This window comes from Nocardioides sp., from assembly GCF_025965415.1.
GTDB lineage: Bacteria > Actinomycetota > Actinomycetes > Propionibacteriales > Nocardioidaceae > Nocardioides.
Map to the genome: position 1 here is coordinate 1 of NZ_JAOPWY010000119.1, position 22529 is coordinate 22529.

Annotated in this window: 13 protein-coding genes; 5 read left to right on the plus strand and 8 right to left on the minus strand. The window is 71.7% G+C overall.

Features of this window, described 5'->3' with window-relative positions:
• On the plus strand, positions 1-132 hold a 132-nt coding region (locus JWN97_RS12500), incomplete at its 5' end, for an integrase core domain-containing protein (RefSeq protein ID WP_297623095.1).
• Between the two features lie 218 nt (positions 133-350).
• Here JWN97_RS12500 and JWN97_RS12505 read toward each other — a convergent pair.
• The 7 genes from JWN97_RS12505 to JWN97_RS12535 all read right to left on the minus strand — a co-directional run bounded on the left by JWN97_RS12505 (position 351) and on the right by JWN97_RS12535 (position 14595).
• The gene (locus tag JWN97_RS12505; protein WP_297622994.1) at positions 351-8321 is read right to left on the minus strand and encodes a tandem-95 repeat protein; all 7971 of its coding nucleotides are present in this window, start codon (positions 8319-8321) and stop codon (positions 351-353) included.
• A 514-nt stretch (positions 8322-8835) separates the two neighbouring features.
• Positions 8836-10308 carry a hypothetical protein gene (locus JWN97_RS12510; protein ID WP_297622996.1) on the minus strand — a complete coding sequence of 491 codons (1473 nt, stop codon included), beginning with the start codon at positions 10306-10308 and terminating at the stop codon, positions 8836-8838.
• Between the two features lie 162 nt (positions 10309-10470).
• Positions 10471-11235, minus strand: coding sequence for a hypothetical protein (locus tag JWN97_RS12515; protein ID WP_297622998.1), 765 nt, complete (start codon positions 11233-11235; stop codon positions 10471-10473).
• Between the two features lie 9 nt (positions 11236-11244).
• Positions 11245-11706, minus strand: a complete 462-nt coding sequence (locus JWN97_RS12520; RefSeq protein ID WP_297623000.1) for a GNAT family N-acetyltransferase — start codon at positions 11704-11706, stop codon at positions 11245-11247.
• Between the two features lie 5 nt (positions 11707-11711).
• Complete coding sequence (locus JWN97_RS12525) at positions 11712-12350, minus strand: hypothetical protein (RefSeq protein WP_297623002.1); 639 nt, start codon at positions 12348-12350, stop codon at positions 11712-11714.
• A 26-nt stretch (positions 12351-12376) separates the two neighbouring features.
• A complete protein-coding gene (locus tag JWN97_RS12530; RefSeq protein WP_297623004.1) occupies positions 12377-13879 on the minus strand; it encodes an SDR family NAD(P)-dependent oxidoreductase in 1503 nt (500 codons plus the stop codon).
• 65 nt (positions 13880-13944) lie between these two features.
• A complete protein-coding gene (locus JWN97_RS12535; protein WP_297623006.1) occupies positions 13945-14595 on the minus strand; it encodes a response regulator transcription factor in 651 nt (216 codons plus the stop codon).
• Positions 14596-14656: 61 nt separating this feature from the next.
• On the opposite strand from JWN97_RS12535, the gene JWN97_RS12540 reads away from it, so the two are divergent.
• From JWN97_RS12540 to JWN97_RS12555, 4 genes are all read left to right on the plus strand, one after another.
• The gene (locus JWN97_RS12540; RefSeq protein WP_297623014.1) at positions 14657-15544 is read left to right on the plus strand and encodes an ABC transporter ATP-binding protein; all 888 of its coding nucleotides are present in this window, start codon (positions 14657-14659) and stop codon (positions 15542-15544) included.
• Complete coding sequence (locus tag JWN97_RS12545) at positions 15541-16215, plus strand: ABC transporter ATP-binding protein (RefSeq protein WP_297623015.1); 675 nt, start codon at positions 15541-15543, stop codon at positions 16213-16215. The genes JWN97_RS12540 and JWN97_RS12545 overlap by 4 nt, the downstream gene beginning before the upstream one ends.
• A 25-nt stretch (positions 16216-16240) precedes the next feature.
• Positions 16241-18601 (plus strand): hypothetical protein, encoded by a 2361-nt coding sequence (locus tag JWN97_RS12550; protein WP_297623016.1) that lies wholly within the window; start codon positions 16241-16243, stop codon positions 18599-18601.
• Between the two features lie 64 nt (positions 18602-18665).
• Positions 18666-21737, plus strand: a complete 3072-nt coding sequence (locus JWN97_RS12555; protein WP_297623017.1) for an FtsX-like permease family protein — start codon at positions 18666-18668, stop codon at positions 21735-21737.
• Between the two features lie 9 nt (positions 21738-21746).
• Here the strand turns inward: JWN97_RS12555 and JWN97_RS12560 are convergent, their stop codons facing one another.
• Positions 21747-22499 carry a response regulator transcription factor gene (locus JWN97_RS12560; protein ID WP_297623018.1) on the minus strand — a complete coding sequence of 251 codons (753 nt, stop codon included), beginning with the start codon at positions 22497-22499 and terminating at the stop codon, positions 21747-21749.
• Between the last annotated feature and the right edge of the window lie 30 nt (positions 22500-22529).

Here is a 22529-nt window from a genome sequence, read left to right on the forward strand (position 1 = left end):
AACTCCGAATCCGCCCGCCGAGCGGCTCTGCCAGCATGGCTCCACGAGTACAACCACCACCGGCCCCACACCGCACTCGGCAGGTCAGCACCCATCACCAGGTTGACCAACCTCACCGATCAGTACACCTAGCCCATTCCGCCGCTTGTCGACGTAGTTGAAGTCGCTCAGGCCCGTGTCGCGTGCATCGCAATGGGGCGGTATTCGCGGTGAATGGCGCACCGCCGGCATCAGTGGTGGAACCAAGCGACGTCGCTACCGACTACACGGGCGGTGCCACAACAACACGCCAGAGTGGGCGGGCCGATCGCCACCCAGACCCGGTCGATCGGCTGACCTGGATCACGAGGTCACGGCACGGACGGGAGCGGGCAGCCAACGGCGGTGAGGTAGTTCGAGTCCGCGTCGAACTGCGAGCTACTCACCGTCGGCGTACCACCAATGTCGTTGCGGGTCTGGACCCACGAGTTGACCGCGGCGTTGTCGTGGGCGCCGCCCGAGTAGCCGACCAGCTTCAGGTCGGCGTCGCCGGCCATCCGCAAGCGCACGTCTTGGTAGCCCTGGGCGCTGTTGCCGGAGCCGAAGAATCGGTTCTTGAGCGCGGTGGTGGACGGGTCGCCGAGGTCGAAGCAGGACACCCCGTTGTCACCATCGTCGCTGCCGACCACGAACCGGACGCCGTACGCGTAGTCGATGCCCGTGCCGGGTTCGAGGAGCTGGTTGCCCTTCATGGTCACGTTCATCGCCGCGCTGCCGCTGTTCTGTACGGCGTCGACAGCGGTGAAGTCGGTCTGCATGATCGTGTTGTTGGTGATCGCGAAGTTCGCGGTGCCATTCCCGATGATGTTGATGTACAAGCCGCTGTTGGCAGCCGAGCCTGAGTTGACGACGCCCGCGTCACCGATCCGGTTGTTGTTGACGGTCCAGTGCGTCGTCGGGGTGCTGCCGGTCGAGGTGTTGAACGACATGGCGGCGCCTCGGGCGTAGTCGACGTCGTTGTTGTCGACCGTTACTGCCTGAGTGGCGTTGCCGCCCGCGACGAGAGAGATGCCGCCGCCAAGGACCGTGCTACTGCCCGGGGTGCTGGTCAGGGTGTTGTTCCTGATCTGGATGCTCTGCTGGGTGGTGGTGGAGTTGTCGGTGGCGATCTGGATGTGGTCGCCCCGGTTGTTGGTGAAGTCAGCGTTCTGGATCGTGCCGGTGGTGGCTCCGGTCCCGTTGTTCTCGATCCGGATGCCGTCGTCGCCGCCCGCGCTGCTGGTGTTGGCGAAGGTGCCGCCGTCGATCGTCAGCGACGAGATGGTCGCGGCGTCGTTGGCGATCGAGAGGTTGTCCTCGTAGTTACCGGTGACGGTGGCGGCGGTCATCGTGACCACGCCGGACAGCTCGGTGAGCTCGAGCCCGTCCTCACCGCCGGCATTGCCGTTGCCGGTGACCGACATGTCGGTGGTGGTGAGCCCGGTCAGCCCGGCACCGCGGATGCCGTCGTTGCCACCGTTCCGCACGGCGAGCGAGGTGAGGACGACGCCCTTCGTGTTCGTCAGGCTGACGCCCGCGTCGGTGGAGGCGTTGATGATGCCACCGGTGTTCGAGGCACCCGTACCAGTGACGGTGAGACCGCCGGCGGTGCCGGTGTCGGCCAGCAGGATGCCGCTGGCGGCCCCGTTGGACGAGATCCGCTGGAAGGTGACGCCGGCCGCCCCGATATCCGGGCCGTTGAGGGACAGCGCCGTGCCGGCGGCCGTGTCGATGGTGTTGGCGCTGCCCGAGACCACGACGGTGCCGGTGCTGCCCGACAGGGTGAGGCCGCCGGCGGTGCCTGTGGCCGCGATGGCCAGGCCGCCGCCGGTGATGCTGAGGGTGTGGTTGCCGGTGAACGTCGCGGACACGCCGCTCCCGGCGCTCACGCCGATCACCTTGCTCGTGCCGCTGAGGGTGGTCGAGCCGCCGCTGTTGCCGCTCATCGTGATCCCGCCGCCGGCGTCGTTGGTGTCGGTGATGTCGCCGCTGAGCGTGACGGCCCCGGTCGTGCGGTTCTGGATGACCGCCGACGTGCCGGTCCCGTTGCCGACCGTGCCGGCGTACGTCACATCGCCGGTGCCCGCCGTGACGGACAGCTCGGTGCTGGTGTGGCCGGAGATGGTGCCGGTGCCCAGGTCGATGGAGCCGGTGACGGCGTTCAGCGCCCAGCCGTACGAGCCGCCGGTGGACGTGGTCGTGTCGATCGCGCCCGAGACGGCGGTGCTCAGCGCCGAGAACGCCGGGCCGGCCGCGGTGACCGAGATGGTGCCGGCGGACGTGAAGTTCACCGTACCGGCGCTGCTGACGAAGATGCCCTGGGCGCCCGACGTGGCCGCGATGGTCGTGTTCGAGATGTTCCACGTGCCGCCGGTGCCGTTGAGCGAGATGCCGGCGGCCACGCCGCTGGGCGTGAGGACGAGGTCGTCCAGGGTGCCAGACGCGTCGCCGGTGCCGCCGTTGATCGCGTTGGCGGCCGAGACGGTGATCGCCAGCCCCTCGACCGTGTTGCCTGCGGCGAGCGTGACGCTGCCGGAGATGGCCGGCCGGTCGGCGTCGGCTCCGGACTCCAGCGTGGTGCCGGCCACCGTGAGGTCCTCGGCCGCACCGACGAGGCGCTGGCCGGACAGCAGGGAGATGCCGCCGGTCAGGCCGGCTGTCGTGCCGTCGCCCTGGTAGACGAAGACGTAGGCGCCGGTGGTGGTCGCTGCGGTGTCCGCCTCGGCGAGCGTGTCGTACGGCGTCGCCGAGCTGCCGTCACCGCCGGCGGAGGCGGTGTTCCGCACGTACCAGACACAGTCGGTGATCGCGATCGTCACGCGCCCGGTGTCGGTGGCCGGCGTCGGGCTGGCGTCGTCGGTGACCGTGTAGTCGAAGAAGTCATTGGCGTCGCTGCAGCTCGTGCCCGCTGCCGGGGTGAAGGTGAAGTCGCCGTCGGCCTGGACGGTGACCGAGCCGCCGTCGTTGGAGGCGAACGTGCCCGGCACGGCGGACACCGTGTCGCCCTCCGCGTCAGTGTCACCGGCAAGGATGCTCGCGCTGATGGTCTTCTGCGGTCCGGTCGGGTCGGGTGCGCCGTCGGTCGCGTCGTTGCCGACGAACGACGTGTTGCCGATTGCAGAGTCGTTCCCGGTGAAGGAATCGTCGTCGGCGACGGGGGCGTCGTTGACCCGGGTGACGGCAACTGTCGCCGTTGTCGTGCCGGAGAGCGATCCGTCGGTCGCCGTGTAGGCCAACGTGCGTGCGGACGTCGACGGGTTGTCGGAGGTGTTGTCGTACTTCACGGCACGGAACGCGGCCTGGTACTGCGTCACCGTGCCGGTGCCGCTGAGCGTCAGCACGCCAGTGGCGCTGTTGTAGGAGCCCGAGATCGGCGCCGCGTCGGTGAACGAGAGCCGGTCCTGACCTACCGAGAAGTTGTCGGTGATGGTGACCGTCGCGCCGGTGATGTCGGCGCTGTCAGCGTCGGTGAGAGCGAGCGCCGGGGAGATCGCCGTCGCACTGTCGCCCTCGGTGTAGGAGAGCACACCGCCGCCGGTGAGGACGGGCGGGTCGCTGACCGGTGTGACGGTGACGCCGTGGGTGACGTCGTTGCTCGGGCCGGCGCCGTCGGAGACGACGAAGCTGATCGTGCGCGACGTGCCGGGATCGTCACTGGCTGACGAGAAGGTGATCGTCCGGAGCGCAGCCTGGTAGTTGGCGACGGTCGTCGTGCCCGTCAGGGCCAGCGTCCGCGACCCGGCGCTCCAGGTGCCGCTGATCCCGAACTGGTCGGTGAAGTGGAGCTGGTCTCCCGCGACCGACCCGACCGAGATCAGGACGAGCGCGCCGGCGAGATTCACGCTGTCCACGTCGGCGACCGCAATGGCGTCGTCGACGACCACGGCGCTGCCGCCCTCGGTGAACGTGTCCGTGTTCGCGGTGCCTGCCGTCAGCGTCGGTGCGTCCGGGTTCTGCGCGATGGTCACGGTCGTGGTGACCGTGTTGCTGTCCTTCTCGCCGTCGTTGACGACGAATCGGACGGTCCGGCTGGCCGAGGACGGTGCGACGTGGTCGGTGTTGACGTACCTCACGGTGCGCAACGCGGCCTGGTAGGCCTCCTTCGAATCAGTGCCGCTCAGGGTCAGGGTGCCGGTCGCCCGGTTGTACGAGCCGTTGATCGACGCGGTGCCGACGAACACGAGCTCGTCCTCGGTGGGGTCGAGGCCGCTCGTGATGGTGACCGTCGCACGGTCGATGTCGGTGTCGTCGGACACCGTGACACCGCTGTTGACCACGGTGGGCCCGTCGTCCTCGGTGTAGGCGACGGTGTTGCCGCCTCCGTCCAGGACTGGCGCATCGTTGAGACTGACGACGACGACACCCTTCGAGGTCACATTGCTGTCGGCGCCTCCGGCGTCGCGAACCTGGAACTCGATCGTGCGGGTGTTGCCGGTCGCGGTGCTGGTGTTGGGGTCGCGGTAGCGCACGCTGCGCAGGACGTCCTGGTACTCCGCTGAGGTCGCGGCGCCGGTGAACGTGAGCACGCCGGTGGTGGCGTTGTAGCTGCCGGTCACCCCGTGCAACGCGCCTGGGTAGACCAGCTCGTCCTCCCCGTCGACGAAGTTGGTCGTGAGCGAGACCGTGGCGCCTTGCAGGTGTGCGCTGTCCGGGTCCGTGACCGCGATCGCGGCGTCGACGATCACCGGTGAGGCGTCGCCCTCGGTGAACGTCTCATTCGCCTGGGCGCCAGCCGCGAGGACGGGTGCGTCGTTCGCCGTGGCCACGGTGACGGTGCGGGTGAGCGTGTTGCTGTCCGCGCCCCCAGCATCGGTCGCGGTGATCGTCAGCGTCCGGGTCGCTTCGGACGGGGTGTCGCTCACGCTCCTGAAGGTGATCGAACGCAGCGCGACCTGGTACTGCTCCACGGTGGCGTCTCCCTCGAGGACAAGGACCCCGGTGGTGTCGTCGTAGCTCCCTGTGATCCCTTCGACCGTCGTGTAGCCGAGCCGGTCGGTGCTCTCGCGGTTGGCCGTGAGCGTCACGAGCGCGACAGCGAGGTTGGTGGAGTCAGGGTCGGACGCGTCGAGGTCCGTGGCCACGGCCGCAGGAACCCCGTCCTCGGTGTACGCCGCGGTGCTGGACGACTGGCTCAGGGTGGGCGCCGAGTTGACCGCGTCCACGGCGACCGTCGAGGTCGCCCCGGTGCTGGTGAGAGCGCCGTCGGTCACCGTGAAGGTGACGGTGCGGGTCGCCGTCGACGGGGCATCTGTGTCGGTGTTCCTGTAGGTCACCGACCGCAGGGCGGCCTGGTAGCCAGCGTTGGTGTCGGTTCCGGTCAGGGTCAGCGTGCCCGTGCTGGTGTCGTAGGTGCCGGCGATGTTGGCGGTGTCGACGAAGGAGAGGACGTCGTCGGTCGAGTCGTATCCGCCGGTGATCTGGACGGTCGCGCCGGCGATGTTCGCGTCGTCGACGTCGGAGACGGTGACGGTGTCGTCGACGACGACCGGGGAGCCCCCCTCGGTGAAGGAGGCGTTGGTCGAGCCGGCAGTGATGGTGGGCCGGTCGTTGACCGGGGCGACGGTGACATTGCTGGTGACGGTGTTGCTGGTCGCGTTCGCCGACGAGCCGTCGGTGACCTGCAGGCGGACGGCGCGGGTGGTCGAGCTGGGGTCGCCCGTGTCGATGTTCGTGTAGCGGACCGAGCGCAGAGCCGTCTGGTAGGCGGCCTTCGTATCGGTGCCGGCCAGGGTGAGCACACCGGTCGTGGCGTTGTAGGTGCCGGTGATGGCGGCCGTGTCGGTGAAGGTGAGGCGGTCGTCGGTGGCGTCGAAGCCGATGCCGATGGAGACGGTCGCGCCGGTGAGGTCGGCGTCGTCGGCGTCGGAGACGGTGACCGCGCCGTGCACGACCACACCCGTGGCGTCGCCCTCGGTGAAAGCGGCGGAACCGGTGCCGCCAGCCAGTGTCGGGGCGTCGTTCACGGCAGTCACGATGACGGTGACGGTCGCGGTCGACCCGCCGATGAGCGTGTAGGTGAAGGAGGTGCTGCCGTTGAAGTTCGAGGCAGGCGTGTACGACACGTCGCCGTCGGCGAACGTCACGCCGCCCTCGCCTGCGGAGGGCTGGCCTACAGACGCGACGACGGGGCCGTTGCCGTCGGGGTCGATGTCGTTGGCGAGCACGTCGATCACCGTGTCACCGGAGTCCTCGGCCACGGTCTCGGAGTCGGCGAGGGCCGTGGAGAGGTCGTCGCTGGAGGTCACCGAGAGGGTCAGGATGTCGTCGCCGTCGTCTCCAGCAGTGTCGGTGACCGAGAAGGTCACCGTCCGCGCCGACGTGTCCGGCGTGTCGGAGCCGGAGTGGAACGCCACCGAGCGGAGCAGGTCGCGGTAGTCCACTCTCGACGCCACGCCCGTTGCGCTGAGGGTCTGGGTGGTGTCGTCGTACGCCGCAGTGATGCCGCTGTCGAGCGGGATCGTCCAGGTCAGCACGTCGGTGTCCTCGCCGCTGGTGATCACCACAGTGGCGCTGGCAACGTCGGCGTTGTCGGCGTCGGTAAGGGTGAGCGACGGCGCGAGGAGCTCGTCCGCGTCGTCCTCGGTGTAGTCGGCGCTCGTCGTGCCCAGGTCGACGACCGGAGCTTCGTTGTCGCCGATGACGCGCACCCGGATGGTCACGGCGGTGTGCGAACCGGAGGGGTCCTTGACCGCCACCTCGAACGTGTCGATGCGTTCCGCGCCCAGGACCAGGTCCTCGAAGGCGCCGTCGGGGTCGTAGTCGAAGCTGCCGTCGGCACGGATCTCGAAGTGACCTCCCGCGGTGCCGGTGCCGGCGCCGGGTGTTGCGGTCAGGGGGTCACCGTCGATGTCGCTCGCACCGGCCAGCAGGCCGGGTGCCGCCACCGGGGTGCCCGGGTCGTCCTCGTGGACGCTGGTGTCGAACGGCCCGCCGGTCGGGCCGTCATTGGCCGACGCGACAGCAATCGCCACCGTCGCGGGTGCCGACGCAGAACCGCCGGCATCGATCGCGCGGTAGGTGAACGAGTCGGCGCCGTTGAAGTTGGCCGCCGGGTCGTATCGGACGCCACCAGCCGACGCGGTCAGGGCTCCGTGCTGGGGCTGGCTGACCACTTCGAACGTGATCGGGCCGCCGTCCGGGTCTGCCCCGGAGAACGTGACAGTGGCTGACCCGTCCTCGTTGACGGACAGCGACGTGTCGTCGGCCGTCGGTGCGTGGTTCTCCGGCGCGGTGACAGCGACCGGCGCAGTGACAGCGACCGGGCTGTAGACGAGCGGGGCGGGCGCCTCGGTGATCCGGTCGACCAGGGCTGCTCCGGACCCCAGGGTCCAGGCCCGGACCAGCATCCACGCGACGAGCGAGCGGGCGTTGCCCTTGCCGAGCACGGCCTGGTAGTGGCCGAGCTCGGTGCCGGAGGCCGTGAACTGGCGCAGACCGGTCAGGACCCGGTTGGTGTGCTCCTGGAGCTGCTCGGGGTTCGCGGAGTTGCGCACAAAGGCACCGTTCGACCGCACGCCGGGGAGGTAGCCGAACGTGGGGTTGGAGTGGCCGCCCGGCGTGAGCACAGCATCGATGTTGGCGCCCTTGGTCAGGCGCCCGGTGAACCGGCCGGTGTAGGGGGCGTCGAGCACCAGGCTGATACCGAGGTCCGGGTGGTCGGCGGCGAGCGCAGACAGGTCGGCCGCCGGGAGGTCGCTGACGCTCACGCGAGCGTCTCGCCCGCCCGTGATCGACGTGCCGACGTTGACGGCCGGTGCGCCGGTCGCGTAGCCGCCACCGGCGGCCACGATGAGGACTGAACGGCAGGCACGGTCGGTGATCAGAGTGTCGACGAACGGCCTCAGCGGCGATGTGCGGGGCGACCACTTGACGTTGACGAGGCGGGGCGCACTGCCGGCCAGGTCGTCGAAGAACGAGCCCACGGCCGACGCGGTGCGGTTGGTCCCGGCGTAGTCGACATCGGTGCTTCCGGCGCGAACGATGCAGGTGCGCTGCTCGGCCAGGGCCTGTGCGACGGCAAGCTCGGCGGCAGGCACAGCACGTTCCGCGGGCCGGTGTGTACTGATAGCACTGGTATCGGCCGACCAGTCGCGAGCGAAGACCGTCGGCCTCGACAGGTAGCGGGCCGGGCCGCGCAGGAAGCGCGGCACGGCGCCGTTCACGACCGGGGCGAAGGTGGTCTTCCGGACGGTCAGCGCGCTGCCGTCTCGGGGGACGACCACGACCCGGCCGCGGTGCTGGTGGAGGGTGTACGGGGCGTCGTCGGCGTAGAAGAGGTAGGACCGCGTCGTCAGGCGCACCACCAGCGGAGCCTTGAAGGTGGTCCGCGCAGACCGCACACCCCCCGGCCGGCCGGCCTGGGTGATCCGGACCCCGGGCCTGCCGGACCTCTTCAGCGCGAAGACGCGCACCGCGTCTGTGCTCTCCTTGACGCTCAACGCCTTGAGTGCCCGCTTCGTGGCCTGGGCTCGAGTGAGCTGGCGCGGAGCGTGTTGTGCCGTGGCTGTGGCTGTCACCCCCGGCGCTGCTGGTTCCGCCGCCGTCGCCACTGCTGGCGTGAGCCCGGTGACGAGAGCGGTCGAGAGAATCACGAGGGGGGTGACGACCGAGAGGAGCCTGCGCCTTGAGCGCGGAGAGAGCACGTCACGACAGTAGGTCGTGCGCGTCCGGGGCGCTTCGGAACGGAAAGACTCGACTGGAAAAGTGAAGTTGTCGTCCGTCAGGGCCGTCCTTGGAGGGGCCTCGCAGGTGCGCCGGGTGAGCGCAGCTTTCGCCGCGAATGATCGCGGCGTACTAGGACTGGTGGTCGGCGAGCTTCTAGCTGGGGTAGATGTCCACCCCGGCTGGGGCTTCGAGGATCATCCGCGCCTTCTCGGGGTGGATGCGGCGGGTGCCTGTGTGGTCGACGAGGAAGGCGAGCCCATGGGGGGTGAGCCAGACGTAGCGTCCTTCGCCGCACTGGCGTGACTGGTAGCCCGCGTGGGTCTTCCAGCGATGGTGTCGTCGGCCGAGGGGGCCGGAGTTGTGGGAGCCGGTCTGGTCCGGCGGGGGTTCTCGACCGGCGCACGTGCCGGTGCCGTGGTCGAAGGGAGTGGGGTGGTCGAGGTCGACCGTGCGGCTGGTGGAGGTGGCGTAGGGCCAGTAGTCGCCGCCGGTGATGAGGTGGACCTGGTCGCGGAGTGACTCGGGGTGTTCGTAGGCGGTGTAGCGGACGCGGTCGGAGAGGTCCTTGACGGGTTGGATCTTGAGGTCGACTCGTGCGAGCAGCTCGGTGAGCCGGGTGAGGGGGACCGGCCCGAAGCCTTCGACGCGGGCGACGCCTTCGGTGCCGTGGAGGGCTGCCTCGTGAAGGTGGACGTGCAGGATTCCCCTGGGGCCCAGGGGGGTCAGGTCGATGTCGCGCAGCGCGTCGAGGAGGTGGGCGGGGAAGGCCAGCGCGCGTGACACGGACGTCGGCTCCGGCTCAGACTCCTGCTCGGTGACGTCGAGGTCGAGCTCCGGGTCAGCCCCCGCTTCGGGCTCGGTGTGCTCGAGGAGAAGGGTGAAGAGCTCGGCAGGACGCGCGAGCCAGGCAAAGGCCAGGGCGCGGAGCTCGTCGGGGGTGGCCTCGGGGTGGCGTGGGGCGATGATCTCCGCGACCCGGCAGACAGTCGCCTCGACGGCGACCGCGTCGCCGGCGTCGAGGCGGGCGATGAGCATCCTCAGGCCGAACTCGTCGGTGCGGCCGAGGCGGGCGAACCGGCTGCGGCGCTCGGCCTCGCACTTCTCCTCGTGGAGGGCCGGGTCGGCCTCGATGACCTTCGCCTCGGCGACCTCCAGGACGCGTCCGGCGGACTCGGTGGCGATCATCCGCGACATCGCGGAGTCGACCAGGGCGACCTTGTCCGCGTCCAGGTGGCGCGAGAGCTTGGCGACGCGGCGCGCGACCCACACCTCGCACTCCCCGCGCCGGCACACCGCCCAGGTCAGCGGCAGCCGGTGCTGCAGGTCGAGCACGTCGGCGAGTGCGTGGCGCGACGCCATCACACCGGTGCCGCGAGCCAAGGCGATCTCGCCGAGACAGAAGTCCTGCACGCCCGGGGTGCCGTCGCCGCCGACCTGGACCACCACGTTGCCGAGGCGTCGGGCCACGGCTCCCTCGGGTCCTTCGGTCGGGTCGCTCGAGTGGACCGCAGCCCACTGCGCGAGGACCTCGAGGTCGTGGATCTCCGCCCGTCGGCGGGCCTGCACGGCGTCCGACGCTCGGGCGAGGAGCCCGGCTGCGTCGAGGTCTGGCAGGTCATCGATCATGTGTTCGATTATAGCTTGGGTTACTGACAGTGACTACCGGTTGGCACAGGCTGTGGAGAGACTTGGTTTCGACACGGTCGCTGCGCGACCTGCTCAACCGGCGAGCCGAGACGGACGCGGGGCGCCCCCTCATCCGGGGAGCTCGGCGATGACCATCAGGGCTCAGAACCCGCCGTCGAACCCGCCGCCGTCGAACCCGCCACCGTCGAATCCACCGTCAGATCCGCCATCACCACCGCCTCCGTCACCGCCACCGTCATAGCCGCCACCGAGATCGCCGAACATCATCCCGCCCATGAACATCCACGTCATGGGTCCGAAGGCACCGAAGTAGCCTGCGGCGTACGGCTCGTAGGCGCGGCCGCCCTGCCAGTAGGGGACCCGCTGCGCGCCGACCATGACCTTGCGGACGTCCGGTTCGGCGCCCGCGTTGACGCGCTCGACGTCGAGCGCGCACGCGGGCACGTCTCGCTCGACACCGTCCGGCGGGACGAAGGGGACGTCGGCGACGGAGGGCCCGTGGCGCGGGTCGAAGAAGCACGGCGGCCTCCGGGTGGGGAGCGGCCGCCCCTCGACCCGGGCACGCACGCATGCGATGGCGTAGCGACCGTCCTCGACGATCGAGGTGATGTGCCGGATGTCCTCCGGCTCGGTGATGGAGTCGCCGGCGGTCTTGGCCGACTCGTAGGCGTCGAGCGCACGCTGGTAGTCGGCGTTCGCGCCGGCGTCCAGGTCGTGACCGCTCATCTCGTAGTCGAGCTCCTGGAGGTCGACACCGAATGCGGTGATGTCCTCGAAGGCCAGCTTCTTCACCGGTGCGAGCTCGTCCTCGCGCCGCCGGAGCTCCCGCTCCTTGCCGCGACGTGCCAGGACGACCGCGACGGCGCCCATCACGGCCAGGACCACCACCAGCAGGACCAGCTCCATGACGAGAGCCTATGTCGCCAGGCGCAGCCGGTGCTCCGTCTCGTCCTCGCCGACATAGACGAAGCCGCACCGCTCCCAGAAGGTCCGGGCCCGACGGTTGTCCTTCTCCACGCCGAGCTCGATCGGGAGGCGGTCGGCGCGCGCCTCCGCGACCACGAGATCCACGACGGTGCGCCCGACCCCCTGCGACTGGTGCTCCGGCAGCAGCTGGAGCCCGGCGATCTCCACGAGGCCGTCACGGCGTACGACGCGCAGCCGGCCCGCGTCCCGGCCGTCGACCCGGACGACCGAGATCGACGAGCCGCTCCCGTCGCCGTTGACCTGCTCGGCAGTCCAGGCGCCGAAGCCGGCGCGGTAGTCGACCTCGTCGAAGTCGTCCGGCAGCCGCCCCTGGTCGAGCGTCGCCTCGATGACCACGGTCGTCAGGAAGTCGACGTCCGCCTCGGTCGCGGGTCGGATGGTGACGTCCACCCGGCTCAGGCCTCCCACGCGGGGCCGTCGCCGCCGAGCCGCTCGACCAGCTGGTGCGCGACGTGCGCGGCGTTGGCACGGCGTACGTCCTGGGGGACCTCGGGGAGGTTCTCCTCCCAGTCGAGGAGCGTCGAGCCGCGCAGCTGCGGCATGCGGGCGGGCCGGCCGAAGAAGAAGGGGTGCAGGTGCGCGCTCCCGTCGCCGTAGCGACCCACGTGGCACCGCCCGACGCTCGGGAGGGACTCGATCGCGGCGGTGATCGCGACCATCAGCCGCCCCATCTCCGAGGCCAGGTCGTCGGGCAGGTCGGCGAGGTCGTGGTGGTCGCGCGGCTGGAGGATGAGCGTGACCGGCAGCCTCATGTCGAGCGCCTTGACCCTCCACCGCTCGTTGCTCCAGACGACCTGCGCCTCCTGCTCGGGCGTCGGCGGCTGCTGGCAGGGGCAGTCGGCCGGGTCGTCCCCGCGGCGGGGCGGTTCGGCGTCGACCAGGGGCTCGAGCGGCTTGATCCGCAGGCCGTGGAGCTCGAAGGGGAAGACGTCCCAGCCCGGCATGAGCTCGATCGCGACGGGCAGTCGCCCCTCGCCGTCGGTCGCGGCGGCGACGCGCGCGTGGAACTCGTCGGCGGTCTCGAGGCTGCTCATGGCCCGGAGTCTCTCAGGTGCCGCGGTCACCAGGGGGAGGGCTGGTAGTCCTTGACGAAGCAGCCGAACAGGTCGGTGCCGGCCTCGCCGAGCACGATCGGGTCGTAGACCCGCGCCGCGCCGTCGACGAGGTCGAGCGGCGCGTGCCACCCCTCGGCCGCGATGCGCAGCTTCTCCTGGTGGGGGCGCTCGTCGGTGATCCAGCCGGTGTCGACCGCGGTCATCAGGATCTTGTCGGTCTCGAACATCTCGCCCGACGACGTGCGGGTCATCATGTTGAGCGCGGCCTTGGCCATGTTGGTGTGCGGGTGGCCCGCACCCTTGTAGCGCCGGGAGAACTGCCCCTCCATCGCCGAGACGTTGACGACGTACGCCCGTCCCGAGGGTGCTGCCGACGCCGCCGCGGAGAGTGCCGGACGCAAGCGGGAGACCAGCAGGAACGGCGCGATCGAGTTGCACAGCTGCACCTCGAGGAGCTCGAGCGGGTCGACCTCGCTGACCGTCTGGGTCCACGAGTTGTTGGTCTGCATGTCCGGCAGGAGCCCGCCGGCGTCGACCGCGGTGCCCGCGAGGTGCGCGTCGAGCGAGGCGTGCCCGGCCTTGAGCGCGAGGGCGGTGAGGGTCGCGGCGTTGTGCGCGGCCAGGGCCTGCTCGTCGGACTCCCCCTCGTGGTGGGCGACGGCGGTGTCGGTGAGCGCGCCGGCGATCGCCGCCGGGTGGGCCTCGGAGATCCGGTCGAAGGTCACCAGCTCGGGCAGGTCGATCCCGGTCGGGAGCGGCTGCTGCTCGGCGTCGACCAGCGGGGCGTAGGCGCCCGGCGTGCGTCGTACGGTCTGGCAGGCGTTGTTGATCAGGATGTCCAGCGGACCGCTCGCCGAGACGTCGTCGGCGAGCGAGATGACCTGCGTCGGGTCGCGCAGGTCGATGCCGACGATCTTGAGCCGGTCGATCCAGTCGGCGGCGTCGGGGAGCGAGGAGAAGCGGCGCACCGCGTCCTTGGGGAAACGCGTCGTGATCGTGGTGTGCGCTCCGTCGCGCAGGAGCCGCAGCGCGATGTACATCCCGATCTTGGCGCGGCCGCCGGTGAGCAGCGCGCGCTTGCCGGTGAGGTCGGTGCGCTGGTCGCGCTTGGCGTGGCTCATCGCCGCGCAGGAGGGGCACAGCCAGTGGTAGAACGCGTCGACGAGGGTGAAGTCGGTCTTGCAGATGTAGCAGCCGCGGGCGACGAGGAGCTCGCCGGCGAAGGCGCCGACGGTCTGCGACACCAGCGGGATGCCCGCGGTCTCGTCGTCGATGCGCATCGGCGACCCGGTCGCGGTCCTCTCGATGATCGCGCGGTCGTGCGCCAGCTCCTCGGCTCGCTTGCGGAGCTTGCGCTCGGCCTTGATCGACTTGTACATGTGCGACGCCGCGCGCTTGACCGTGACGTGGTCGGGGTGGTCGTCGGGCACCTGGTGGAGCGACTGCAGCACCCGCAGCGTCGTCGCCAGGTCGTCGGGGTCGATCCCGGGGTGGTGCTGCTCGGTCACCGGAGAAGGGTACGGCTGGTGGTGCGATCCCCGGGTATCCGTGGAAAGCAACAGCGAGCGAGCCCTCAGCCCTCGCGGGCCGGCGACCCGTTGATCCGCACCCGGTCGGCGCGCATGCCGTGCTCGACGCCCCAGAGCACCGCCTTGGAGCGGGAGTCGACGTCGATCTTGCGGTAGGCCGAGCGGATGTAGGACTTGATCGAGTTGAGCGACAGGAGCGTGCGCTCGGCGATCTCCTGGTTGCTGAGGCCCATCGTGATGAGCGAGAGCACCTCGGCCTCGCGGGCGGTGAGGCCCTCCTCCCGCCCGGGCCAGTCGCCGCCGACGAGCGACGAGCGCCCACGCGAGGGCGACACGACCAGCTGACCGGCGGCGATGGCGTGCAGCGCGTCGACCAGGCGCGCGGCCGGCAGGCTCTTGGAGAGGTAGCCGCGCACGCCGGTGCTGAGGGTGTCGCGGGTCAGCCAGGGCTGGAAGTTCCAGGTGTAGACGGCGACGCTGCGGACCTGCGGGCTGTCGACCAGGCGCTGCACGGCGGGACCGTTGCCCTGACCCATCCCGAAGGTGTCGTAGAGCGCCACGTCGACCGGCTGGCCGACGGGTCTGCCGGCCACCAGCTCGACCACCTCGACCCGGTGGCTGTAGCTGCGCATCATCGCGTCGAGGCCGCGGACGACCACCTCGTCGTCGTTGACGAGCGCTACGCGAATGACCATGCGCTCAACGTACGGCAGTTTATGTATCTTGAAGCCCGTTGTTTCATCAAAAGGGGGGGACGTGCGGGAGAGCGCGACTGCGGTCGAGGAGACCCGTACGGGCGGTCTCGGCATCCGCTGCGAGGGTGTGGTGCACCTCTACAAGACCTTCGGCGGGCACGACGTCGTGGCCCTGCGCGGGGTCGACCTGACCATCCGGCCGGGTGAGCGGGTCGCGTTCCTGGGCCCGAGCGGCTCGGGCAAGTCGACGCTCCTGGCCCTGCTCGGCGGCATCCAGCGGCCCAGCGCCGGCAAGATCTTCCTGGGCGAGGAGGAGGTCTCCCGGATGGGCGAGCGCTACCTCGCCCGCATCCGCTCGCGCCAGGTCTCGACCATGCTCCAGGGCGCCACGCGCAACCTGCTGCCCTACGCCACCGCCCGGCAGAACATCGCCTTCGCCCGCCTCTCGCTCTCCGGCGGCGAGCGCGAGGAGGCGTTGGCCGACACCGAGCTCCTCGACCGGGTGGGGCTGGCCGACCAGGCCGACCAGGTGGTCTCCACGATGTCGGGCGGCCAGCGCCAGCGCCTGGCCCTCGCGTGCGCCGTCTCGACCTCGCCGCGGCTGCTCCTCGCCGACGAGCCCACCAGCCAGCTCAGCCACGCCGACCGCGACCACGTGCTGCACCTGATCCACTCCCTCGGCGACGACTTCGGCACGACGATCGTCGTGGTCACCCACCAGCCCGAGGTGGCCGCGACGTTCCCCCGCACGGTGACCATGAAGGGCGGTCGCGTCGGCGCGGAGGGCCACGGCGGCTCGGAGTACGCCGTCGTGGGCGAGGACGGCGTCCTCCACCTCCCCGGCCACATCGCCGCCGAGTGGCCGCCCGGCACCCTCGTGCGCTTCGAGGACGACGAGCAGGGCCGCATCATCGTGTCCCGCGCCAGCAGCGAAGGAAACCAGCCATGAGCGGCCTCGGTGGATTCAGCGGGCGGGACTCGATCGGCGGTCTGGCCCTCGACTCGATCACGTACGTCGCCGGGCGCACGCTCCTCGACGACGTCAGCGTCACCTTCCCGGCCGGCAAGGTGACCGCGCTGTCGGGCCCCAGCGGCTCGGGCAAGACCACCCTGCTCTCCATCGCCGGCGGCCTGCTCCAGGCGACCTCCGGCACCGCCGAGCTCGACGGGCGCGAGATGTGGACCGGCAGCGGCGACCCGTTGCCGGAGGTCGCGTTCGTCCTGCAGGTCTACGGCCTCGTGCCCATCCTCTCGGCCCGCGAGAACGTCTCGATCGCGCTGCGCGCCCGCGGCACGGCGCCCGCCGACGCGGACGAGGCCGCCGAGGCCGCGCTGGCCCGCTTCGGCATCGCCGACCTCGGCGAGCGCCAGGTGGAGGAGCTCTCGGGCGGCCAGATGCAGCGCGTCGCGTGCGCCCGCGGCTTCGTCGTCGGCGCCGACGTCCTGCTGGCCGACGAGCCCACGTCCGAGCTCGACGAGGGCAACCGCGGCGTCGTGCTCGCCGAGCTGCGGGAGGAGGCGGCCCGCGGCGCCATCGTCGTCGTGGCCACCCACGACCCTGCCGTCGTCGAGGCCTGCGACCTCCACGTCGCGCTCGACGAGGGCCGGGTCGTCCGGTGAGCGCGCGAGCGAAGAGGGCGGGTCGTTGAGCCGTGTCCTGCGGGGCGCCTGGAGTCGTCGGGGTGCCCTGACGACGCTGGTGCTGATGACCGTCGTCGTCGTCGGCGGCGCCGTGACCGTGCTCCAGTTCGCCGAGGCCGCCGACACGTCGCGCTGGCTGACCGCACCGCTGCTGCTGCTGGGGGGCGTGGCCGTGCCCAGCATCGGCGCCGAGCTGGCCGTGGCCCGTCGCGAGGAGATCGGCCTCGCCCGTCTGCGCGGCATCCACGGCCTGCGGCTGTGGCGCTTCCTGCTGGTCGAGCCGCTCCTCGCGATCGTCCTGGGCACCGTGGTCGGGCTGGCCGTCGGAGCCGCCGGCACCGTGCTGGCCACCCGGGCCTGGCTGGGTGGTGCCGCCCCCGCCCTCGAGCGGCCGGCCCTCCTCGCCGCGGCAGCCATCGCCGGTGCGGCGCTGCTGATCGTCGGGCTGTCCGCCGCGGCCGCCCTCCGCGAGCCGCTCGCCGTCCAGGTGTCCACGCGCCGCCGTCCGCGCCGGGCGACGACGCTCGCCGTGTTCCTGAGCGTCCTGGTGTTCGTCGGTGCCGGCGTCGCCGCCTACCGCAGCCGCGACGCCGACGGCGAGCCTGACCTGGTCGTCCTGCTCGGGCCCGCGCTCGTGGGTCTCGCGCTGGGCCAGGCGGCGATCTGGGTCATCCGGATCGCGGCCCGCGGCCTCACCCCGGTCACCGAGAAGCGCGGCATGGGCGCCTTCCTGGCCGCGCGCCGCCTCGCTCGAGCCGACGACCTGGTCACCCCCATCCGCCTCGTCGTCGCCGCCGCGGTCGTCGGCGCCCTCGCCCTGAGCGGCGCCGTCAGCGTCAGCGGATGGACCCGCGAGCAGGCAGCGGTCGAGGTCCCTGGTGCGCGCACCGTCGACGCCACCGACCTCGGTGCAGTGGGTGCCGTCGACCTGACCGAGGAGGTGGACCCCCAGGGGGAGCACCTCATCGCCACCGCCATCGTGCGCAACGAGTCGCGCCTGCCCGAGCGCCGGGCGTACGTCGACGCCGACCGCTGGGACGCGGTGGTCGGCAGCTTCTACGACGACACGCCGGCGCGCGCGGCCTCCGACGCGATCGACCGGCTGCGCAGCGACATCGCACCCTTCCAGGCGGCCGGCGACAGGCTCACCGTCACGGTCTCAGGACTGGAGGTGCCGCCAGCGCGCACCTTCCGCGGCCCCGACGGTGAGGACGTCGAGGTCGGGGGCGGCCGGGTCGAGCTGACCCTCGGCTTCGTGACCACGACCAACGCCTCGGGCGCGGTCACGCTGCGGACGCCGATCCCGCAGGACGGCTCCCCGGTCACCCGCTCGGTCCGGGTGCGGGCGTGTGCCGAAGGCTGCACGATCACCGGCCTCGACGTGGGCCGCGACAGCCGCGGCGTCATCGACGGCAGTGACTTCGTGGTGCTCTTCGACAGCCTCGCGCTGGGCGACACCGACCTGCTCCAGCGGCCCTGGGTGCCCGACCCCGTCTCGGTCGAGTCGGCGCTCAACAGCAACTTCTTCCGCAACTACCGCCCGCCCAACGCCCTCGTGGTCAACCGCCCGGACGGCCTGCAGGTCGCGATGCTCCCGTCGGTCGCCCTGGCCCTCGAGCTCGAGGACGGCGGACCCCGCGTGCCGGTGCTCGTCGCCGACGAGGAGGAGCCGCTGGCCCTCGACCTGGGCGGTGACGACCTGCCGACCGACGTCATCGGCGTGGCCCGCACGATGCCGCTGGTCGGCAGCGTCGGCCTGCTCTCCGACATCCGCACCTCCGCGGCCGGGTCCGGGCCGACGGTGCCCTCGGCCGAGGTGCAGATCGTCGCGGCCGACGGCACCCCCCAGGCGATGCTCGACGAGGTCGCCACCGCCACCGGCGCGACGTGGCGCACCCTCGCCACGGTGCGGGAGTCCCTCGGTGAGCGCCACGGCGGTGCCCAGTCCGTGGCGTACGCCCTCACTGCGCTGGCCTGCGCCCTCGTCGCGCTGCTCGCGCTGGGCGCCGGCGTGGCCAGGCACCTGCGCGACTACCGCCGCGACGTCGCGTCGCTGCGTGCCCTCGGCGTCTCCCTCGGCACCGCCCGCCGGGCCGGTCGCGCCGAGCTGGTCAGCCTCACCGTGCTCGTGCTCGGCATCGTCGTGGCCGGCGGCTGGCTGGCGGTCACCCTGCTCCTCGACGGCCTGCCGCTCCTCACCCTCCCCGTCGCGGGGCTGCCGCTCGACACCGCGCCGCACGCCTGGCCGCTGGCGATCCCGGCGGTCCTCGCCGCGGTCGCGGTCGTGGTGGTCGGCGGGCGGGCCCGCGCCGTGCGCGCGTCCACGACCCGTCCGAGCTCGCTGCGTGAGGAGGAGGGGCGATGACCGCACCCCACGACCTTCTTCTCCTCCGCTGCGCTCCCCCGAACAACGCCGTAGGGACCCCGAGATGATCCAGCTCCTCGGCGCCATCGTGCGCGGCCTGCGCTCCCGCGCGCTGCTGTCGGCGGGGTCGGTGCTGCTTACCGCGCTCGCGATCGGCTCGGCCGTGCTCGGGCCGGTGTTCTCCGAGGCGGTCACCAACTCCTACGTCGTGACCCGCCTCCAGGAGACCGCGCCCGGCCTCACCGGCCTGAGCCGGGTCTTCACCCCCGACGACGGGTCGTCCCTCGAGCAGGCCGAGCGTGACGCGGTCGCCGCCTCGAGCCGGGTCACGAGCGGGCCCTGGCGGGAGCCGGTCACCATCGCGCAGTCCGAGCGCTTCAGCGCCCTGCGCGGGGTCGTCACCTTCTGGTCGCGCGCCGACGCCTGCGAGACCCTCGAGGTGCAGGGGCGCTGCCCGGAGAGGCAGGGCGAGGTCCTCATGCTCGCCGCCGACCTGGAGAAGACCGGCGCCGAGATCGGCGAGCCGCTGCCCCTGGCGATCTTCGAGACCCCGGGCGTCGCCGGCCTCGACCTCCCGCGTCCGGCGCTCGACGAGGTCGTGGTGGTCGGCTCGTACGTCACCCCCGGCCCGGGGGAGGGTTGGCTGATCCCCGGCCGGCTGACCAGCACCAACGAGCAGACGAGCATCCGCGGCGGCTACCAGCCGTACGCGCCGGCCCCGTTGATCACCACCGACGACACCGTCTCGGCGATGGGGGCCTGGGACGTCCGCGTGGACACCGAGCTCGACGTGCCCCCCGACCTGACCCCCGAGCAGCTCGACGAGGCGGCGACCTCGGCGAAGGCGGTCCCGCGCGACACCGAGCTCGAGGTGGAGGGCGGCACGCTCCGCGCCGACGACACCAACTCGCTCGCCGACGCGGTCGAGGAGGTGCGCTTCCAGCAGTCGACCGCGCGCAGCTCGATCGCGCCGGCCGTGCTCTCGCTGGTCCTCGTCGCACTCGCCCTGCTCATGCGGCTGCTCAACGCGGCCAGCGAGCTCCGCGTGCCCGAGCTCGCTCTGGCCTCGCTGCGCGGCGTGACCGCACGCCGGCTGTGGGGCCTCGGCCTGGCCGAGCCGTTGGTGGTCCTCCTCATCGCCACCCCCCTCGGCCTGGTGTTCGGGGTCGGACTCTCGGTTGTCCTGGTCCGCAGCTGGCTGGTGCCGGGACTCCCGCTGCCGCTGCCGTGGGCCAGCTGGGTCGCCGGGGGGCTCGTGCTGGCCGCGGCCTTCGCCGTCGCGTGCGTCGCGGTCGGGCTGGTGGTCCGCGAGTCGCTCGCCTCCCAGCTCAGCGGCGTACGACGTCCGGTGGCGGCACGCCGCTGGTCGGTCATCGCCCAGCTCACCCTCGTCGCGCTCGCCGTGGCGACCCTGGCCAGCAAGCTCTCCGCCGGCGGGCCCGGCGAGCCGGACGCGACCGACCTCGTCCTGCCGGTGCTGCTCGCGGTCGTGGCCGGCCTGGCTGCCACCAGGCTCACCGCAGTCGTGGCGACCTGGTGGGCGGGGCGCTCCCGCGGCCGGTCCCTCAGCGGCTTCGTCTCCTGGCGCGCGATCTCCCGCCGGCAGGAGGGCACGCTGGTGATCCTGCCGATCACCGCCGCGATCGCGGTGGCCGTCTTCGGCGCCGGGGTCTACGACTCCGCGGCGACGTGGCGCACCAGCGTGGCCGCGACCGCCTCCCCGGCCGACACCACCTGGTCCACCTCCCTCACAATGTCGGAGGCGGTCGACCTCACCCGCACGGTCGATCCCGAGGGTGACTGGATCATGGCCGCCGCCAGCGCCGCCAACCCCGGCGCGAACTTCTCCATCGTCGACAGCAGCCGGCTGGCCCGCATCGCCACGTGGCCCGCGACCTGGAGCCCGGGCCGCGACGTCGGCCAGGTCGTCGACGACATCGCGCCCGGGGGCGTGGTCCCCACGCTCACCGGCACGCGGCTCTCGCTCACGATCGACAACCAGGCCGACATGGACCGCGACCTGTCCGTCGAGGTCCGGTTCGGCAGCCGCAACGGCCTGCCGTTGAAGGCCTATCTCGGTCCCTTCCCCTCGGGCGAGTCCACGCGGTCGGCACGGGTCCCGTTCTGCCGCGAGGGCTGCCCGCTGGAGGGCATGACCCTGGGTGGCGGGGCCGGCACCAACACCCGGATGTCCGGCTCGCTGCGACTGGTGAGCGTGGAGATGGACGGCTCCCCGGTCGCCGGCGGCATCGAGGGCGCCGGGTGGACGGCCACCCCGGACCCCGCCGTACGCACCTCCATCGTCGACCTGCAGGAGTCCGGCGGCGAGCTCGACATGACCGTCGACACCGGCGACTCGGTCGGCATGGCCCGCATCACCGCGGGTGGCATCACCCGTGCCCGGCCGGCGCTGGCCGGACCGGGGGTGCAGGACCGGGCGATCACCACGCTCGACGAGGGCTACGGCCTGATCCCGGTCGACCGGGTGGGCGAGATCGAGGGCATGCCCTTCACCGGTCCGTCCGGCCTGCTGGTCGACTACTCCTCCTTCATCACCGACCGCCCGGTCTACGACAACCTCGTGACCGTCCACGTGCTGGTGCGCGAGGGTGCCCCCGCGTCCATCACCGAGGCGCTCTCCGAGGCCGGACTCACGATCGGGACGACCCTGGCCCAGGAGCGGCACGTCCTCGACCAGAGCGCGTACGCCCTCGCGCTGCGGCTGTACGGCGTCGTCGCCGCGCTGGTGCTGCTGATGGCGCTCGCCGGGCTCTTCGTCAGCGCGGCCGTCCAGCTGCCCGCTCGTCGCCGCGACGCCGCGGCGCTGCGGGTGGTCGGGGTGCCCAAGGCCTCCGTCATGGTGGCCGTGATCCGCGAGCTGGCCGTCGTGCTCGGCAGCGCGGCGCTGGCCGGCATCCTCGCGGGCTCGCTGGCGCAGTGGGTGGTGCTGCGCACCATCACCCTCGGCTACGCCGACGACCCGACCACCCCGGCCCTGGTGGCTGCGATCTCACCCGTGCGGCTCGTGGTGCTTGCGCTGCTCGCGGCGGCGGTCTTCGGGGCCGTCGCGCTGGTCAGCGCCTCGATGACGGTGCGCGGCGCGCGCGGAGCGACGCTGCGGGAGTCGGCCCGCTGACCCGTCGGGTCAGTTGCAGCAGGGGTCGAAGCGGAAGCCCACCCCGCGGATGGTGCGGATCCACTGGTTGTCCGCGGCGGCACCGCGGAGCTTGCGGCGCAGGTTGGCCAGGTGGACGTCGACGACGTGGGTGCTGTCGGGGACGAACTCGGTGTCCCAGACCGCGCGCAGCAGGTCCTCGCGGGGCACCACGACGCCGGGGTTGCTGACCAGGTGGGCCAGCAGGTCGAACTCCGTGCGCGTGAGGTCGATCTCCTCGCCCAGGACCAGGACCTCGCGCGCCTCCGGCTTGAGGGTGAGGTCGCTGCAGCCCAGCGGATCGGTGTCGGCCGGGGGACGCGGACGCTCGGCAACGGGCGCCAGGGCCGCTTCGACACGGACGGCGTCCTGGTTGCGCGGACGCCGGAAGAGGGCGGCGACGCGCGCCTGGAGCTCGCGCATCGAGAACGGCTTGACCAGGTAGTCGTCGGCGCCGACCTCGAGGCCGATGAGCCGGTCGACCTCGGCGGTGCGACCGCTGACGACGATGATGTAGCAGTCGCTGACCAGGCGGATCTGGCGGCACACCTCGACGCCGTCGATGTCGGGCAGGGTCAGGTCGAGGGTCACCAGGTCGGGCAGCTGCTCGCGGACCACGTCGAGCGCGTCGGAGCCCGTGCGCGCGATGACCACGTCGAAGCCCGCCTTGTCCAGCAGCCGCGAGATGACGTCGCCGACGTCCTGGTCGTCCTCGACGACCACGGCGGTGCGGTCGTTGGTCATGCGGTCCCCCCGGAAGGTCAGTGGCTGGTG

Excerpts from the sequence above, each read along its gene's own strand:
- JWN97_RS12510 (WP_297622996.1), bottom strand. The coding sequence starts at position 10,308 with ATGATCGATGACCTGCCAGACCTCGACGCAGCCGGGCTCCTCGCCCGA.
- JWN97_RS12515 (WP_297622998.1), bottom strand. The coding sequence starts at position 11,235 with ATGGAGCTGGTCCTGCTGGTGGTGGTCCTGGCCGTGATGGGCGCCGTC.
- JWN97_RS12525 (WP_297623002.1), bottom strand. The coding sequence starts at position 12,350 with ATGAGCAGCCTCGAGACCGCCGACGAGTTCCACGCGCGCGTCGCCGCC.
- JWN97_RS12535 (WP_297623006.1), bottom strand. The coding sequence starts at position 14,595 with ATGGTCATTCGCGTAGCGCTCGTCAACGACGACGAGGTGGTCGTCCGC.
- JWN97_RS12545 (WP_297623015.1), top strand. The coding sequence starts at position 15,541 with ATGAGCGGCCTCGGTGGATTCAGCGGGCGGGACTCGATCGGCGGTCTG.
- JWN97_RS12555 (WP_297623017.1), top strand. The coding sequence starts at position 18,666 with ATGATCCAGCTCCTCGGCGCCATCGTGCGCGGCCTGCGCTCCCGCGCG.
- JWN97_RS12560 (WP_297623018.1), bottom strand. The coding sequence starts at position 22,499 with ATGACCAACGACCGCACCGCCGTGGTCGTCGAGGACGACCAGGACGTC.